This window comes from Photobacterium sp. OFAV2-7 (assembly GCF_022347985.1).
Classification (GTDB): domain Bacteria; phylum Pseudomonadota; class Gammaproteobacteria; order Enterobacterales; family Vibrionaceae; genus Photobacterium.
Genome location: NZ_JAKRFQ010000033.1, coordinates 1 through 16204, shown reverse-complemented (window position 1 = coordinate 16204; position 16204 = coordinate 1). Strand labels below are relative to the sequence as shown.

Here is a 16204-nt window from a genome sequence, read left to right as displayed (position 1 = left end):
ATCCCGCCGCAAAATGACGTCGATGTGCATGCCAATGACCTGAATTTTGTGGCGATAGCCGAAGAGGGCAAGCTGGTTGGCTTTAATGTCCTGGTCGGCGGCGGGTTGGCAATGACCCATGGCGACAAGTCTACCTATCCGCGCCGCGCCGATGACTTAGGCTTTATTCCTGTGGAAAAAACGCTGGATGTGGCTGCTGCCGTGGTAACGACCCAGCGTGACTGGGGTAACCGCTCCAACCGTAAAAATGCCAAGACCAAGTACACCTTAGATCGTGTCGGTACTGATGTGTTCAAGGCCGAAGTGGAAAAACGTGCCGGTATTGCGTTTGCTGAGAGCCGTTCGTATGAGTTTACCGACCGTGGTGACCGGATTGGCTGGGTTGAAGGCATCGATGGCAAACATCATCTGGCGCTGTTTATCGAAAACGGCCGTTTGCTGGACTACCCGGGCAAGCCATTGAAAACCGGGATGGCTGAAATTGCCAAGGTCCACAAGGGTGATTTCCGCATGACTGCCAACCAGAACCTGATTGTGGTTGGCGTGGCGGCGAAGGATAAAGACAAGATCGAAAAGATCGCCCGTGATCACGGCCTGATCGACGACGGTGTCAGTGAGCAGCGCAAGAATTCTATGGCTTGTGTGTCTTTGCCGACCTGTCCGCTGGCAATGGCCGAGGCCGAACGTTTTCTGCCTGACTTCGTCACCGATGTCGAAGGTATTCTGGCCAAGCATGGCCTGGCTGAAGATGAAAATATTATTCTGCGAGTGACCGGTTGTCCGAATGGCTGTGGCCGGGCAATGCTGGCAGAAATTGGTTTGGTTGGAAAAGCGCCGGGACGTTATAATCTTCACCTTGGTGGTAACCGCAGTGGTACCCGGGTACCGAAAATGTACCGGGAAAATATTACAGTGGCTCAGATCATGGAAGAGATTGACTCGCTGGTGGCACGTTGGTCGCAAGAACGTGAAGACGGTGAAGGCTTTGGTGATTTCACTATCCGTGCCGGGATCATTGAACCGGTGTTAGTCTCTAAGAGGGATTTTTATGCCTAAGTTAGCATTAGCAGAACTGCTCCAGAAAAATAAGGTAGAGCAGATCCTGCAGCTAGCGGAAATTAATGCTGAGCTGGAAGCCCTGACTGCCCAAGACAGAGTGCGCTGGGCGTTGGAAAATCTGGACGGCGAATTTGCGTTGGCATCAAGTTTTGGTATTCAGTCGGCTGTCATGCTGCATTTGGTGACTCAGGAAAAACCGGATGTGCCGGTGATTTTGACCGATACTGGCTATCTGTTTCCGGAAACCTATCAGTTTATCGACGAGCTGACGGCACGTTTGTCACTGAACCTGTATGTCTATAAGTCGGAAATGAGTTCGGCCTGGCAGGAAGCCCGGTTTGGTCAGCTGTGGGAGCAAGGCGTTGAGGGGATCAAGCACTATAACCAGCTGAATAAGGTTGAGCCTATGCGCCGTGCGCTGGATGAACTCAATGTCGGTTGCTGGTTTTCGGGGCTGCGACGGGAGCAATCTGATACCCGGGCGACATTGCCGGTACTGGCAATCCAGAACGGTCTGTTTAAGTTCTTGCCATTGATTGACTGGACGAACAGGGATATCCATCAGTATCTGACTCAGCATGATTTGCCTTATCATCCGTTATGGGAGCAAGGCTACCTATCTGTCGGCGATACCCATACCACCCGTAAGTGGGAGCCCGGCATGAAGGAGGAAGAAACCCGCTTCTTTGGCCTCAAACGCGAGTGTGGTTTGCATGAGGATGATGCTGAATATGACGGTTCGGGCATTTGATGCACTAGTGCTCTGATAATCATAGGTAACAAAAAAACCTTATCTGATACTGCGACTCGGCAGACAGATAAGGTTTTTTTATTTGTGAGCTTATTGTCAGTTTGTTGTTTTAATTACCTATTTTTACTTGCTTCTGACAGGAAGCGCAGCAATTTCAGTATCCTCGTTGCCGCGTTTTTTTGAATCAGTGTTGTTAGCCTGCTGGCGTCCACACTTTGCCGAGGGCATCCATTAAGCCTGCGCTGGCCCCTTGGCTGCCAAGAAACTGCATGACGACAGGAATAAACTGGCTGACCATGCTGGCGTCCATACCGAGAGCGGAGAACACCTGGTTAATGGCATCTATGTTAGTCAGCATACCGCCAAGGCCTGGAGGAATTGCCGCGCTGAGGGCATCACTGCCGGGGATCATTTTGCTGAGCTCGCTCGCCTGATCGCCATTGAGCTGGCTGGATGCCAGTGACAGCAGGGCACCGGCACCACCTGCCGCTTGTTCTTGGGTGACTCCGAGCTGGCTGGTCAGTATGTCTGTTAGGGGGTTGGCTGAGCTGGCCTCTGCTTGTTCGTCATCACCACCGCCAAATAGATCTGACAGGCTGAAAGCCTGACTGCCGGCAGAGAAAGTAAGGCAGCTAAACAATGTGGTGAGTAAAAGTAGTCGGTTAAAAATTGATGGTTTGTATCCCATGGCATCCTCCTTTGATTAACGTTATAAGCGTAGTGGGGAATGCGGTGTAACTACCAAATTAAAATGAAAAAATATGGTTTACTGGTGGGGCGTGCATCTGGGGGGGAGAAAAAACGGTGCCGTGGCACCGTTTGGAAGTTCTGTCTGGCTTCGGGAAGCTTACAGGATGTCTAGTAGTTCAACTTCGAATACTAGCGCTGCGTATGGAGGGATTGCAGCACCTGCACCACGCTCGCCGTATGCTAGGTCTTGTGGGATGTATAGTTTCCACTTAGAACCAACAGGCATCATCTGAAGCGCTTCAACCCAACCAGCGATAACACCAGTTACAGGGAACTCAGCAGGCTGACCGCGAGATACAGAGCTGTCGAATACAGTACCGTCAGTCAGTTCGCCGTGGTAGTGAACGCGAACTTGCTTGTCTGAAGTTGGGATCTCGCCGTTACCTTCAACAAGAACTTCGTACTGAAGACCAGATTCAGTCACTGTTACTTCAGAGCGTAGTGCGTTATCTTTTAGGAAAGCTTCACCGTCAGCTGCTGCAGCTTTAGCTTGCTCTTGACGCGCTTCTTCTGCACGAGTGTGGATTTCACGCAGTGCATTGTTGATGTCGTCAACTTCGATCTCTGGCATCTCACCAGTTAGGGAAGTTGCGATACCTTTAGCGATAGCAGCAACGTTTAGGCCTTCAAGACCGCTTTGTGCTAGCTGTTGGCCCATTTGTAGACCGATACCGTAGCTTGCTTTAGTTTCAACTGTATCTAGTTTAACGTCAGACATGGTGTCTTCTCTCAATGTAGAGTGAATTAAAGCAGGCAGGATAACAGTTTCGACCCCAAGGGGTAAACTTTTGTGACAAGATGTCGTTTGATAGCGTGAGTTGAGAACGCCGGAGTGTTGAATATGGGACAGGCCAGACGCCGTTCAAAGAAAAAAAGTGAATTTAAACTTCCCCGCTTTTCGTTTAGCAAGGAAAGTCTGAGTGTCAGCAGCGATCGACTGAAAGCCAGGCTGGCACCGTTAAAGGCCAAATGGCAGTCGTTGCCACTGTTGCACCGCCGGGCACTTTCGGTATTGCTTCCCGTGGTTGGAGTGTTGATGTTATGGCCGGTGAGCGAGTCGACATCGATCACAAGCTCTGGTCAAACTGAACGACGCGAGCTCGCGCTTGATCTCGGTAATGATGAAACCTCGCTTCCTCCGGTCGGTCAGCGTAGCGAGCCTGCGTCGCCTGTACGTACTGCGGTGAAAGTGCCGGAGCCTGCTTCTCCTGCGAGCCAGCCATCGGTGGAAAAAGCGCCGGTTGAAGTGGAGTGGCAGAAATATCAGGTCAAGCAGGGTGAGACGCTGGCCAATATTTTCCGTGACAAGTCATTGCCGTTAACGGATCTCTATGCGGTCGCAGCCATTGAAGGCAAAGACAAACCCCTTAGCCGGATAAAGGCAGGCCAATGGCTCCGTTATAAGCAGACGGCAAAAGGCGGGCTGGATGTGTTGCAGATAGAAAGCCGCAAGGGAGAATCGGTAATGTTTTTCCGCCGCTCCGATGGCAGTTTTGTTCGTAGCCAGTAGCGAATGGTGGTGAAAAGGTAGTTGTGAAAAAAGGCCGAAAGTGGCCTTTTTTCAATTTGACGGCTTTTCAACTGAATACTGTTATTGAGTCGCATCTTCGCACAGGGGCTTTGAACGACGTGACTTAGGCAGAGGCAGCATCGGCAGCACAATGAGTACAATCCCCATAGTTGTCAGTAAATCAGGCCGTTCATCAAACCCTACAATCCCCAAAAGGGTGACAAAAATCAGTCCGGAGTACTCAATCAGCCCGAGCTGGCAGGTCGTTGCGCGTCGGTAGGCGGCTACAGCGCAGCCGTGATACCCCAGGGTAAAGAATGCGCTGGCTGCAATGAGCATCAGCTCTTCTGTGGTGATGGGTTGCCAGAACAATGCAGCAAGCACGCCTGCCAGAGGCAGAGAGAAAACGCCAGTCCAAAATAGCGTACTGACGACGGGTTGCTGTTCAGGCAACTTTCTGACCAGCACGTTATACAGTGCCAGCGTGAAAGCACACCCTAAAGCGGCCAGTGCCGCCCAGTGGAACTGATCGGGCCGCAGTACGACCAGGACGCCGCCAAAGCCGGTGAGGGTTGCCAGTACTTTCTGCCGTTCTGGCTTCTCTTTTAGTAACCAGGCCGATAGTGGCAGCATCAGCAGTGGCGCAGCGTAAAACAGAGCGTTGGCTGTCGCTAGCGGCAGCCAGGTCAGGGCGACCATGACGAAGCCGCTTCCCGCCAATACCAAATGAGAACGTACCAGGGTAATACCATAGTTGCCGACAGCCTGCTGTCGGGGTGTCAGCCTGAGCCAGAGTGGAAACAGTACCAGGACACTGATCAGCTGGCGGATGAACATGTATTGAAAGGCGCTGATGCCCCCTTCAAGTAGTTTTACCGCCACATCAGAGAATGACGCGGACATGTTGCCCAGCAGCAGTAGCAGCGCTCCGGCGGCGAACGGGGAGAGTTTATTCACTCACAATCCCTTTGCGCAGTCTCATGTCTACATGCGGAATGCCATCTTCCAGGTATTCGTCAGAAATTGCCTCAAAGCCATATCGGCGATAGTAGTGCTGAAGATGAGACTGGGCGCCGATGTCGATTGTCTGATTTGGCCAAAGTTGTTCGGCGTATTCCAGCCCTTGCTGGATCAGCTCGTGGCCGGCTCCGGTGCCCCGAGCACTGGCTGCCGTCAGTACGCGGCCGATGCTGCTGTTGGCATAGGTGGTCCCCGGTGGCAGCAGCCTGAGGTAGGCCACAAGCTCATCATTGTGGTAACCCAACAGATGGTGGGTACCTGCTAGGTGGTCACAGTTATCCAGCTCGGGATAGGGGCAGTTTTGCTCGACCACGAAGACATCGACTCTGAGCTTGAGCAAGTCATACAGTTGGTGGGTTGTGAGCTGTTCAAAAGGCAGGCATTGCCATTGCATCGTATTCTCCTTGATGGATACAGGGTCTGGCAGCAGAGTACCGCCAACATGTCTGCCTGGCATTAACGATTGTTAATTATTCTTCCTCAAGACGTTTTTTGATCCGGCTGAGGCTTATCGGGGTGATCCCCAGATAAGAGGCAATCTGATAGTCGGCAATCCGGCTCAATAATTCCGGGAAGCTGGTGGTAAATAACTGGTAGCGTTCCTCTGGCGTATGCATCAGCATAAAGCGTTCTTTCTGTTCTTTATAGCTAAGCTGCCGTTCAAGCAGGCGCAGGTAGAGAGGATTGCCCTGTGCTCGCCACTGCACTAGTAGACTGACAGGCAAGGCAAGCAGCTTGCTGGCAGACAGGGTCTCGAGCAAGAAAGGCGAAGGCGCATCATTGATCAGGCTTTCAAAGCCAATCAGGACATCCTGATCCCAATAGAACTCTTTGCTGAACTGTTTTCCCTCGGGTGTGAGGTAGCAGGCATGACAAAGTCCGTCGAGGAGAAAGTAGCAATAGCCCGGCTTTTCCCCTTGGTTGAGCAATACGTGCCGGGTTGGCAGCTCCATGGGGGCGGCGGCAGCGACGGCTTCTTGGATGATTTCCTCTGAAGCACCAAGTTGGCTGAGAAAGGCTTGCAGGACGTCGTTCATAATAATGGTTACAGGTTGGGAACTATGCTGCCATCATAGCAAAAAAATACCGCGGGCTAAGCCGCGGTATGTATGAGTGACGGGGACTCAGGGGTTATTTTTGCAGATCGATACGATAGACCGCAAAGCCAACCTTGTCCGTACCCACTTTTTCCATCGGGTACTGACCTTTGTCTTTAATAAATTGCGTCGCCTTGTCGCTTGGCGAGGTTTCAAATGTCACATTTAGCTTCTTGTCGCTCTTCAGCGGCGCAAAAGACCAGTTGTTGTCAGCACTCGGGGTAACCAGGCCTTTTTCTTTGCTGATACGGGAGATGTAGTCAGCAATGATTGTGCGGTTTTCATCCGGTGAGGCAAAGGCGACATATTGCTCGCCGGTACCGGCAAACTTACCGCTGTATGCACGGTAGTTGTTGGTCGCAATGATAAAGGCCTGTGTTGGCTCGACAGGTTTACCGTTGAACGTCAGTTCTTGGATTCGCGAAGCTTTGTCATTGATTAGTTTGCAGTTACCGTCGTAACGGGCAGGCTGCGAGATATCGATGGTGTAGTTTACGCCGTCGATCACATCGAAGTTATAGGTTCGGAAGCCGTCCCAGTTGATCAACCCTTGCTGCTCGGTGCTGTTGAGATCGATCTGGTTGAACTGACCTGCCGAGCATTCCAGCCATTCTTTGACTTCTTTGCCGGTGACTTTCATGGCAACCAGGGTGTTCGGGTACAGATACAGATCGGCGGCGTTACGGAATGTTAGCTGACCGGACTCAACTTCGGTGAAGTTCGCCGGATCGTTACCACGACCACCGGCCTTGAACGGTGCCGCAGCAGATAGAACCGGAATACCGTCCAGATCAGGATCGCCCTGAATGAAACGCTCGACATAGTCTTTCTGGGCCAGGCTAACAATCTGAACCGTTGGATCGTCCTGAACCAGTGCCAGGAAGCTGTACATCACATCGCTGGCTTTACCGATTGGCTGATTGACGAAATCACGGGTGGCCTTGTGGTCTTCGCTTACAGATGCAACCAGCTTTTCATCCGCTTCGACAAGGGCTTCTTTCTTGTACTTGTCATAGATAGGGCGAGCTTCGGTTTGGGCATCCGTGACAACCCACTTGTTTTCTTCTTTTTCAAGAACAAGGTCCATCACGCCCAGGTGATCACCCCAGCGGCCCGGCATGACTGCGGCAACGCCGTTGATGGTCCCTTTTTTGATATCGGTATTCGGCAGGTTGGCAAAGCCTTTGCCTGGGAATACAGCGTGCGAGTGACCGAAGGCAATAGCGTCAATCCCTTCGACCTCTGTGAGGTAATAAACCGAGTTTTCTGCCATCACTTTATACGGATCAGCAGAGACGCCGGAGTGAGGGATCGCAACAATAACATCCGCACCCTCAGCTTTCATTTGCGGAACAAATTTTTCTGCGGCTTGTTTGATATCGAGTGCTTCTACCTTGCCTTCTAGGTTCTTCTTGTCCCAGATAAGAATCTGTGGCGGAACAAAGCCGATATAGCCTACTTTGATTTCATGCTCGACACCGTCAGTGTCTTTGAAGGTGTGTGGTTTGATGATGTATGGCGTGAACATGTTTTTGCCTGTCTTCAGGTCAATCACGTTCGAGTTGATATATGGGAAGGTCGCACCTTTAAGAGAGGTTTTAAGGAAGTCCAACCCATAGTTGAATTCGTGGTTACCCAGGTTACCGACATCATAATTCAGCTGGTTCATCGCCTTGTATACAGGGTGAACTTCGCCAGCTTTGATGCCTTTGGCAGCCATGTAGTCACCCATAGGACTACCCTGCAGTAAATCACCATTGTCGACCAAAACGCTGTTAGTGACTTCGGCTCGTGCTTCTTTCACTAGCGTGGCGGTACGAACAAGGCCGGTTTTTTTGGTTGGCTTATCTTTGTAGTAATCGTAATCCATCACGTTGGTGTGGATATCGGTTGTTTCCAAAATACGTAACTTGATCGTTTCAGCCGTGGCAGGACCCGCCATAGTCAGCAGGCCACCAAGTACTGCAATTGACAGTGGCTTGGCAGATAGTTTCATGATTTTCTCCAGGATATAGAACGGGAAAGCGTGCTTAAGGTAGCAAAATTTATGTCGATATTACGCGGCCTAGTTACCTTATTGTGTTCTGAATCTCGTTTTTTTGCTCAAAAAGGCGGTGCAAATCTCATTATGCTTATGATTTCACCTGCTACGGATTTAGCAGTAATACAAAAAAGGCATAACTTAAACCCAATGTGGCTGGAGCAATTATGAACCTGAGCTATATTTACCTGTAATTACTGTCTTTTTAAGATTGATTGATTAGTAGAGGCGATAATTTCTCTTCAATGGGTCTCATTTATGCGTCCCCCAAACTTTTTGGAATAAAAAATGAAATTTTAGAATTTCAGGTAATATTCCAGCCCGACTATAGTGCTGTTAGATATAGAACAGAGGGCGCTGTAAATGGATTACTTGCCAATTTTTGCAGACATAAGACGTCGACCATGTTTGGTTGTCGGGGGCGGTGACGTCGCATGGCGGAAAACCCGTATGTTATTAAAGGCGGGTGCCGATGTGCGGGTGATTGCCCGTGAGCTCAATGGCGATTTCCAGCAAGCCCTGCAGGCGGGAGAGATTACGCATCAGGCGGAAGAGTTTGTCCCGTCTGATCTTGATGGTATTTTCTTGGCTATTGCTGCCACTGATCGTAAGGCTGTCAATGCACTAGTTTATCAATCGGCCAATCAGCGTCAGGTGATGGTGAATGTGGTTGATGATATGCAACGTTGCAGCTTTATTGTGCCTTCTATCGTCGATCGTTCGCCGATCATTGTTGCCATTTCCTCTTCAGGCAAGGCTCCTGTTCTTGCTCGTTTAGTTCGTGAAAAGTTAGAAGCGCTTTTGCCTCAGCATCTGGGGCGGATGGCAGAGATTGCCGGGCGATTTCGCAACCGACTGGCCCAGACGGTATCTTCTGCCTCACAGCGTCGGTATTTTTGGGAGCAGGCTTTTAACGGCCGTTTCTCTGAGCTGGTTGCCTCAGGCCAGGAAAAGCAAGCCGAGCAGGAGCTGGTTTCTCTTTCTGTTCAAAGTCAGCAACAACAAGTGCTTTCCCAGGGGCAGGTTGCCTTGATTGGTGCCGGTCCTGGTGATGCAGGGCTATTGACGCTTCGAGCCTTGCAACTGATGCAACAGGCCGATGTCGTGCTTTATGACTACTTGGTCTCTGATGAGGTGATGGATCTCGTTCGCCGTGATGCTGAGTTGGTCTGCGTCGGTAAAAAAGCCGGTTTTCACAGTGTCCCGCAGGAAGAAACCAACGAGCTTATTGTTCGCTATGCAGAACAAGGCAAGCGCGTGGTTCGTCTCAAAGGAGGAGACCCGTTTGTCTTCGGCCGGGGGGGCGAAGAGCTGGAAGTCTTGTTCGATGCCGGTATTCCGTTCCAGGTGGTGCCGGGTATAACGGCGGCTGCGGGAGCGACGGCTTACGCCGGCATTCCGCTGACCCACCGTGATTATGCCCAAACAGCCATGTTTATTACCGGTCACCTCAAGCCTGATGGCGATCAGCTGGACTGGTCAACCCTGGCACGCGGTAAGCAAACGCTGGTGATTTATATGGGGCTGATGAAATCCAGTCATATCCAGCAACAGTTACTGAGCCACGGACGGGCGGCGGATACGCCTATTGCTATTATTGAACGTGGTACCCAGAAATCTCAGAAAGTTTTGAAAGGTCAGCTCGGTGAGCTGGCGACATTAGCTCAACATGCCGCTTCACCCTCATTGATAGTGGTCGGGGAAGTGGTGAATTTATCAGAAAAATTACATTGGTTCGGCAAGCAGGAACAGCAATTACAGCAGTCTGCTGTTGTGAAGCTGGCATAGTATGGAGAGAGTGATGGACCCTAAACGTTTAACCCACCTCAAGCAGCTAGAAGCGGAGAGTATTCATATCATCCGCGAAGTGGCTGCTGAGTTCGATAACCCGGTAATGATGTACTCTATCGGGAAAGATTCATCGGTTATGTTGCATCTTGCCCGCAAGGCATTCTACCCGGGCAAAATTCCATTCCCTCTTCTGCATGTGGATACCGACTGGAAATTCCGCGAGATGATCGAGTTTCGCGATCGTACTGCTAAGAAGTATGGTTTTGATTTACTGGTGCATAAGAACCCTGAGGGGCTCGCGATGGGAGTTGGCCCCTTTACCCATGGTTCTTCAAAGCACACCGATATTATGAAAACCCAGGGGCTGAAGCAGGCTCTGAATAAATATGGCTTCGATGCCGCATTCGGCGGTGCACGTCGTGACGAGGAGAAGTCTCGGGCCAAAGAGCGTGTCTATTCGTTCCGTGACAAAAACCATACCTGGGATCCGAAAAACCAGCGTCCCGAGTTGTGGAAAACCTACAACGGTCAGATCAACAAAGGCGAGAGTATCCGCGTCTTCCCGTTATCGAACTGGACCGAGCTGGATATCTGGCAGTACATCTACCTGGAAGGCATTGAGATTGTGCCGTTGTACCTGTCTGAGGTACGTCCTGTTGTTGATCGTGACGGTATGTTGATCATGGTGGACGACGATCGGATGGAGCTGCAACCGGGTGAGAAAATTGAACATAAGAGCGTACGCTTCCGTACCTTGGGCTGCTATCCGCTGACCGGTGCGATTGAGTCAGAGGCCAATACCCTGCCGGGTATTATTGAGGAGATGCTGGTGGCGACATCGAGCGAACGTCAGGGACGGGCGATTGATCATGATCAGTCAGGCTCGATGGAATTGAAAAAGCGTCAAGGTTACTTCTAAGGAAAGATACATGAACAGTCTTATTGAACAACAAGTGGCTGAGCTAGGCATAGAAGCTTACCTTGACCAACATCAGAACAAATCGTTGCTTCGCTTTTTGACCTGTGGCTCTGTGGATGACGGCAAGAGCACCTTGATTGGTCGTCTGCTTCATGACTCGCACCAGATTTATGAAGATCAGTTGGCGGCCATTCATACCGACAGTCAGAAAGTTGGTACAACGGGTGATAAGCCCGATCTGGCATTGCTGGTTGATGGCCTTCAGGCTGAGCGAGAGCAGGGGATCACCATTGATGTCGCCTACCGCTATTTCTCGACCAAGAAGCGTAAGTTCATTATTGCCGATACCCCGGGCCATGAACAGTATACGCGTAACATGGCGACGGGTGCCTCGACCTGTGATGTAGCCGTGATTTTGATTGACGCCCGAAAAGGAGTCTTGGATCAAACTCGCCGCCACTCCTATATAGCGAGCTTGCTGGGTATCCGCCATTTTGTGGTTGCCATAAACAAAATGGACCTGGTTGATTACCAGGAAGAGCGTTTCGATACAATTCGTGATGAGTACCTGGCCTTTGCCGAGAAACTGAATGCCGATCTTGATATCAAACTGGTGCCGCTGTCGGCATTGGAGGGTGACAATGTTGTTGGCCTGAGTGACAAAACGCCTTGGTATGACGGTGATTCGTTACTGGCATTGCTTGAAAATGTCGATATTGGCCAGGAACGTGAAACGGGAGATTTTCGTTTCCCGGTGCAATATGTTAATCGCCCTAACCTGGATTTTCGTGGCTTTGCCGGCACGGTGGCCTCGGGAGTTGTAAAAGCAGGTGATCAGATTAAAGCGTTGCCTTCGGGGAAAACCTCTACGGTCGAGCGTATCGTGACCTTTGATGGTGACTTGCCAGAAGCTCACCCCGGTCAGGCGGTGACATTAACCCTGACTGACGAAATCGATATTAGCCGTGGTGATACCATAGTGGCTGCCAATGATGATGTCCCACAGAGCAATCACTTGTTGGCTGACATTGTATGGATGGCAGAAGCTCCATTGGAGATTGGTCGCCAGTACGACATTAAGGTTGCCGGTAAGAAAACTGTTGGCTCAGTGGAAGCCATTCGCCATCAGGTTGATATCAATAACCTGGAAACTTTCTCCGCCGATGCGCTACCGTTAAATGGTATTGGCCTATGTGAAGTGACACTGAATGAAGAGATTGCCGTTGATGCCTATAAGGACAGTGTCGATACCGGTGGCTTTATTGTTATCGACCGTTTGACAAACGTAACGGTGGGGGCCGGGATGGTGCGTGAGGCGTTGGCAGGAACGGAAAGTCAACAAGAAAGCCCGTTCAGTGCCTTCGAGATTGAATTCAACGCGTTGATCCGTAAGCATTTTCCTCACTGGGATGCAAAAGATATCAGTAAACTACTGGGATAATAGCATGGGCTGGGAACAAGGAATGGTTCTTGCCATGTTAATGGTGATAGTAACCTGTCTGCTGACAACACGGATCAAACCGGCTTATTTATTTGCCGGAGCCGCCTTTGTCGGTTTCCAGGTTGGCATGATTGACTTGCCGACTTTGGCAGGCAACTTTACTAATTCATCGTTGTTAACTTTGGTATTGCTGATCCTTGTTTCTGTTGCCCTTGAGAAAACACGCCTGATCAGCTGGGTCGGGCGTCAGATTTCGCAAGGTGGCCAGTCTAGCGTGGTTGCAAAGCTTGGTTTGTCGACCGCGTTTTTGTCTTCATTTACTAATAATACGGCTGTGGTCGTGTCATTGATTGGTGCTATCAAGCGTAATCAGCGGCATGCACCATCCAGATTGCTGATCCCCCTTTCCTATGCGGCCATTCTAGGGGGAACGCTTACCCTGATTGGCACTTCAACAAACTTAATCATTAACAGTTTTGTTGAAGACGCCGGCTTACCAAGCTTGGGGTTCTTTGCGCCTACTTCTATCGGGCTGGCGGTGTTGGTGATTGGGTTGATTATCATCATCCCTCTTAGTTACCTACTGCCGGTCTATGATGACAATAGCCAGGATGACTTACCGTATTTTCTCGAAGCCCGAATTGTAGGAGGCTCGCCGCTGGCGGGCAAAACGGTTGCCGAGAATGGTCTGCGCGCGTTACGCCGCCTGTTTTTGGCGGAAGTGATCCGCAATGGTAAAAAGATAGCTCCCGTATGCCCAGATACTCGGCTACTTGCTGGGGATACCCTACTGTTTTGCGGTGATGTCGAAAGTGTCACCACGTTGCAGGAAATAAACGGTTTACATTTATTTGGTCAGCACCACCTCAATGGCCAATCGATGCTGGAAGTGATTGTTAGTCATTCCGCGGGAATTCGAGGTAAAACGCTAAAAAGTGTTCGCTTCAGAGAACGTTTTGACGCCGTTGTCGTTGCCATCCGCCGGGGGCATGAGCGTTTGGGGGGAGGCCTGGGTAATATCGAGTTGCATGCTGGTGACACTTTGGTGGTTGTGCCAGGCAAAACCTTCAATGAGAAAAAGCAACAGCTTAATCGAGAGTTTGTGTTGGTTAACGGGCTCGATTCCAGCGCGCGTTTAGATAGCAGAAAGAGCTTCAGCGTCCTGGCGGGGTTTATGGGAGTCATTGCCGCCGCGCTGCTTGATATTTTGCCGATTATTAATGGGCTTGCCGCTTACCTGCTGGTACTGGTTGCCACTGGCATTATCACTTTTACTGAAATCCGGCGCCGTTTTCCTGTCGATATCGTGGTTATTGTTGGCTCGGCACTATCGCTTGCCCAGCTTATGATCTCCAGTGGCTTGTCAGAGCGTATGGGCAATATGCTGATGACGGCATTCAATGGCTGGGGGATCTATGGGGCATTGGTTGCGGTATACCTGCTAACGCTAATCCTTACGGAGCTGGTTACCAACAATGCTGCGGCAGCACTTTCTTTTCCTATTGCCTACAGTTTGGCGGTGAGTTACGGCGCGGATCCGATGCCTTTTATTATGGCGATCTTATTCGGTGCCAGCGCCAGTTTTATTTCTCCCTATGGTTATCAGACCAATTTATTGGTCTATAGCGTGGGAAACTACAAATTAATAGATTACTTACGGGTAGGGTTACCGATCTCCATTGTGTATTCAGTGGTTGTACTTGCGTTGATCCCTCAGCTATTTCCTTTTTAATATGATTTTTAATCGTATGTCATGAAACGGAGTTAAATATGACAGCCGCGGTTCAGCCTCATGATGATGAGAATGTTGTATGGCACAGCCATCAGACGGATAAGGCCTTTCGTGCCAAGCAAAAAAAGCAAAAGCCTTGTGTAATGTGGTTCACCGGGTTGAGTGGCGCCGGGAAATCAACGGTTGCCGGTGCCCTGGAGTCCCGTCTTGCGGAGTTGGGCCATCATACCTACCTTCTTGACGGTGATAATGTTCGGCATGGATTGTGCCGTGATCTTGGGTTCTCGACGGAAGATCGCCGGGAAAACATCCGACGCATAGGTGAAGTCGCAAAGTTGATGGCTGATGCTGGGCTTATTGTATTAAGTGCTTTTATTTCCCCACATCGTCAAGAGCGTCAGTTGGTCCGTGACTTACTACCTGAAGGTGAGTTTCTTGAGGTATTTGTCGATACGCCGCTGGCTGAATGTGAGAAGCGTGATCCGAAAGGCTTGTATAAGAAAGCCCGAGCAGGTGAAATTAAACAGTTCACAGGGATCGACTCTGAATACCAGGCTCCGGAATTGCCAGAGATCCATTTACAAGCTGGTGAGGCATCGGTCGCAGAGTTGGTAGAGCTGTGTTTGGAGTCGTTGAGACAACGTCAGATCATCCGCTAATAAAAGGAGTCGCTACGAGTGAGTACTCTACTCGAATCGATATATGGCATAGCGCTTGAAGCCGGAGAAGCTATCATGGAGCGCTATCATGGCAATGTTCAGGTTTCTGAGAAGGCTGATAGTAGCCCGGTGACCGAAGCAGATCTCGCAGCCAATACCATTATTGTTGAACAGCTAAAAGCGTTAACGCCAGACATTCCTATTCTTTCTGAAGAGTCTGCTCATACTCCTTGGCCTGAGAGGCAGCATTGGTCTTCTTTTTGGCTGGTGGATCCTCTTGATGGCACTAAAGAGTTTTTGCGCAAGAATGGTGAGTTTACTGTCAACATTGCTCTGATTGAGAATGGCAAGCCAACCATAGCGGTTGTCCATGCCCCGGCATTGGACAAGTCTTGGTTAGGAGATAGTGAAAAGGCTTGGCTTCAGACAAAAGCAGGACGAGATCAGATAAAGGTTCGACCTGCAACTGTACCAACTGTGGTGGGCAGTCGTTCTCACCCTAGTCCAGACATGGCGAGTTATCTCGAAAAACTGGGTGAGCATAAAATGGCGGAAGTTGGTTCATCGCTGAAGTTTTGCTTGGTTGCCGAAGGTCGAGCACAATTTTACCCTCGGTTAGGTCCCACTATGATGTGGGATACCGCTGCCGGACAATGCATAGCGGAAAGCGCAGGAGCAACGGTGAAGCAGTTCAACGGTGATACATTAAGTTACCATCGAGAAGAACTGTTAAACCCATATTTTGTTGTGGCTATTTAAAGCCACTGTTTTTCGACAATATTAAGGCAGCCACTGGCTGCCTTTTTTTGCGAATTCTCTAAAACAAGATCACTCTACTCAGTTATTGGCTACGCTTATTCTACTGCGTTGAGTTTTGACGCTTTGATTGGGGGCGTTGAATAGCTTTATTTGTTGTCATTTTTATAGGCTATGGCTTGAATTATCAGCAATCGATGGAAAAGTTCAAAAAACTGGTTGTCATATTCTTCACCCTCCCTATAATGCCGCCTCACCGACAAGGAACAACGATACTTAGTAAGCTATTTGCAAGCTGTGCATAACTTGTAGGTAAGTGGGATATCTAAGAAAACAATTGAAAAAAGGTGCTTGACACCAGTTTGAAATTGCATAGAATTGCCACCCTCTTCGGTAAGTAAGTCGAAAGCGCTAAAAAACATGCTTTTGCATTATCGGAGTGAGTCAGGATGCGGTTTTGAGAAAATCAAAAAAACAGCTTGACTTAAAGTTAGAGGCGCGTAAGATACGCAGCCTAGCCAACACAAAGTGTTAGCGAAACGTTCTTTAATAATTTGACCATGCAATCTGTGTGGGCACTCGTGAAATGATTAGTCAAAAGATTTATCAATGAAACTGAGTGACCAATTCAAGTTGGTACAGCCTTGAGCTGTTTTGTTTTACTTTTTCAAAAGTGAA

The 16204-nt window shown here is 49.8% G+C and carries 15 protein-coding genes; 9 read left to right on the top strand and 6 right to left on the bottom strand.

Annotated elements, in window-relative coordinates; all coding sequences use genetic code 11:
• Window positions 1–1056, top strand: a 1056-nt coding sequence (locus MHN01_RS04600; protein ID WP_239410240.1) for an NADPH-dependent assimilatory sulfite reductase hemoprotein subunit, incomplete at its 5' end; no start/stop codon positions are given.
• On the top strand, window positions 1049–1810 hold the full coding sequence (locus MHN01_RS04595; RefSeq protein WP_239410239.1) for a phosphoadenylyl-sulfate reductase: 762 nt from the start codon (window positions 1049–1051) through the stop codon (window positions 1808–1810). The genes MHN01_RS04600 and MHN01_RS04595, both read left to right, overlap by 8 nt.
• A gap of 193 nt (window positions 1811–2003) precedes the next feature.
• Here MHN01_RS04595 and MHN01_RS04590 read toward each other — a convergent pair whose 3' ends face one another.
• On the bottom strand, window positions 2004–2498 hold the full coding sequence (locus MHN01_RS04590; protein ID WP_239410238.1) for a DUF2780 domain-containing protein: 495 nt from the start codon (window positions 2496–2498) through the stop codon (window positions 2004–2006).
• A 159-nt stretch (window positions 2499–2657) separates the two neighbouring features.
• Entirely contained in the window at window positions 2658–3278 is a 621-nt protein-coding gene (locus MHN01_RS04585) for an FKBP-type peptidyl-prolyl cis-trans isomerase (RefSeq protein ID WP_239410237.1), read from the bottom strand.
• 123 nt (window positions 3279–3401) lie between these two features.
• On the opposite strand from MHN01_RS04585, the gene MHN01_RS04580 reads away from it, so the two are divergent.
• Window positions 3402–4070, top strand: a complete 669-nt coding sequence (locus MHN01_RS04580; RefSeq protein ID WP_239410236.1) for a LysM-like peptidoglycan-binding domain-containing protein — start codon at window positions 3402–3404, stop codon at window positions 4068–4070.
• 81 nt (window positions 4071–4151) lie between these two features.
• Here the strand turns inward: MHN01_RS04580 and MHN01_RS04575 are convergent, their stop codons facing one another.
• The 4 genes from MHN01_RS04575 to MHN01_RS04560 all read right to left on the bottom strand — a co-directional run bounded on the left by MHN01_RS04575 (window position 4152) and on the right by MHN01_RS04560 (window position 8183).
• Window positions 4152–5027: a DMT family transporter gene (locus MHN01_RS04575; protein ID WP_239410235.1), complete on the bottom strand. Its 876-nt coding sequence runs from the start codon at window positions 5025–5027 to the stop codon at window positions 4152–4154.
• On the bottom strand, window positions 5020–5484 hold the full coding sequence (locus tag MHN01_RS04570) for a GNAT family N-acetyltransferase (protein WP_239410241.1): 465 nt from the start codon (window positions 5482–5484) through the stop codon (window positions 5020–5022). Before MHN01_RS04570 ends, MHN01_RS04575 begins: the two co-directional genes overlap by 8 nt.
• A gap of 76 nt (window positions 5485–5560) precedes the next feature.
• Window positions 5561–6127, bottom strand: a complete 567-nt coding sequence (locus MHN01_RS04565) for a Crp/Fnr family transcriptional regulator (RefSeq protein ID WP_239410234.1) — start codon at window positions 6125–6127, stop codon at window positions 5561–5563.
• 94 nt (window positions 6128–6221) lie between these two features.
• Complete coding sequence (locus MHN01_RS04560) at window positions 6222–8183, bottom strand: bifunctional 2',3'-cyclic-nucleotide 2'-phosphodiesterase/3'-nucleotidase (protein ID WP_239410233.1); 1962 nt, start codon at window positions 8181–8183, stop codon at window positions 6222–6224.
• Between the two features lie 408 nt (window positions 8184–8591).
• On the opposite strand from MHN01_RS04560, the gene cysG reads away from it, so the two are divergent.
• The 6 genes from cysG to cysQ are packed head-to-tail and all read left to right on the top strand — an operon-like array spanning window position 8592 to window position 15529.
• Complete coding sequence (gene cysG / locus MHN01_RS04555) at window positions 8592–10016, top strand: siroheme synthase CysG (protein WP_239410232.1); 1425 nt, start codon at window positions 8592–8594, stop codon at window positions 10014–10016.
• A 13-nt stretch (window positions 10017–10029) separates the two neighbouring features.
• The gene (gene cysD / locus MHN01_RS04550) at window positions 10030–10938 is read left to right on the top strand and encodes a sulfate adenylyltransferase subunit CysD (RefSeq protein WP_075767914.1); all 909 of its coding nucleotides are present in this window, start codon (window positions 10030–10032) and stop codon (window positions 10936–10938) included.
• A 10-nt stretch (window positions 10939–10948) separates the two neighbouring features.
• Window positions 10949–12379: a sulfate adenylyltransferase subunit CysN gene (cysN, locus tag MHN01_RS04545; RefSeq protein WP_239410231.1), complete on the top strand. Its 1431-nt coding sequence runs from the start codon at window positions 10949–10951 to the stop codon at window positions 12377–12379.
• Window positions 12380–12383: 4 nt separating this feature from the next.
• The gene (locus MHN01_RS04540; RefSeq protein WP_239410230.1) at window positions 12384–14111 is read left to right on the top strand and encodes an SLC13 family permease; all 1728 of its coding nucleotides are present in this window, start codon (window positions 12384–12386) and stop codon (window positions 14109–14111) included.
• Between the two features lie 38 nt (window positions 14112–14149).
• Entirely contained in the window at window positions 14150–14770 is a 621-nt protein-coding gene (gene cysC / locus MHN01_RS04535) for an adenylyl-sulfate kinase (RefSeq protein WP_160657833.1), read from the top strand.
• Between the two features lie 18 nt (window positions 14771–14788).
• Window positions 14789–15529 (top strand): 3'(2'),5'-bisphosphate nucleotidase CysQ, encoded by a 741-nt coding sequence (cysQ, locus tag MHN01_RS04530; RefSeq protein ID WP_239410229.1) that lies wholly within the window; start codon window positions 14789–14791, stop codon window positions 15527–15529.
• Window positions 15530–16204: the final 675 nt, after the last annotated feature.

Bases quoted from the DNA above. Each gene is read 5' to 3' on its own strand.
- MHN01_RS04595 (WP_239410239.1), top strand. From the start codon at position 1,049: ATGCCTAAGTTAGCATTAGCAGAACTGCTCCAGAAAAATAAGGTAGAG.
- MHN01_RS04590 (WP_239410238.1), bottom strand. From the start codon at position 2,498: ATGGGATACAAACCATCAATTTTTAACCGACTACTTTTACTCACCACA.
- MHN01_RS04585 (WP_239410237.1), bottom strand. From the start codon at position 3,278: ATGTCTGACGTTAAACTAGATACAGTTGAAACTAAAGCAAGCTACGGT.
- MHN01_RS04580 (WP_239410236.1), top strand. From the start codon at position 3,402: ATGGGACAGGCCAGACGCCGTTCAAAGAAAAAAAGTGAATTTAAACTT.
- MHN01_RS04570 (WP_239410241.1), bottom strand. From the start codon at position 5,484: ATGCAATGGCAATGCCTGCCTTTTGAACAGCTCACAACCCACCAACTG.
- MHN01_RS04565 (WP_239410234.1), bottom strand. From the start codon at position 6,127: ATGAACGACGTCCTGCAAGCCTTTCTCAGCCAACTTGGTGCTTCAGAG.
- MHN01_RS04560 (WP_239410233.1), bottom strand. From the start codon at position 8,183: ATGAAACTATCTGCCAAGCCACTGTCAATTGCAGTACTTGGTGGCCTG.
- cysG (WP_239410232.1), top strand. From the start codon at position 8,592: ATGGATTACTTGCCAATTTTTGCAGACATAAGACGTCGACCATGTTTG.
- cysD (WP_075767914.1), top strand. From the start codon at position 10,030: ATGGACCCTAAACGTTTAACCCACCTCAAGCAGCTAGAAGCGGAGAGT.
- cysN (WP_239410231.1), top strand. From the start codon at position 10,949: ATGAACAGTCTTATTGAACAACAAGTGGCTGAGCTAGGCATAGAAGCT.
- MHN01_RS04540 (WP_239410230.1), top strand. From the start codon at position 12,384: ATGGGCTGGGAACAAGGAATGGTTCTTGCCATGTTAATGGTGATAGTA.
- cysC (WP_160657833.1), top strand. From the start codon at position 14,150: ATGACAGCCGCGGTTCAGCCTCATGATGATGAGAATGTTGTATGGCAC.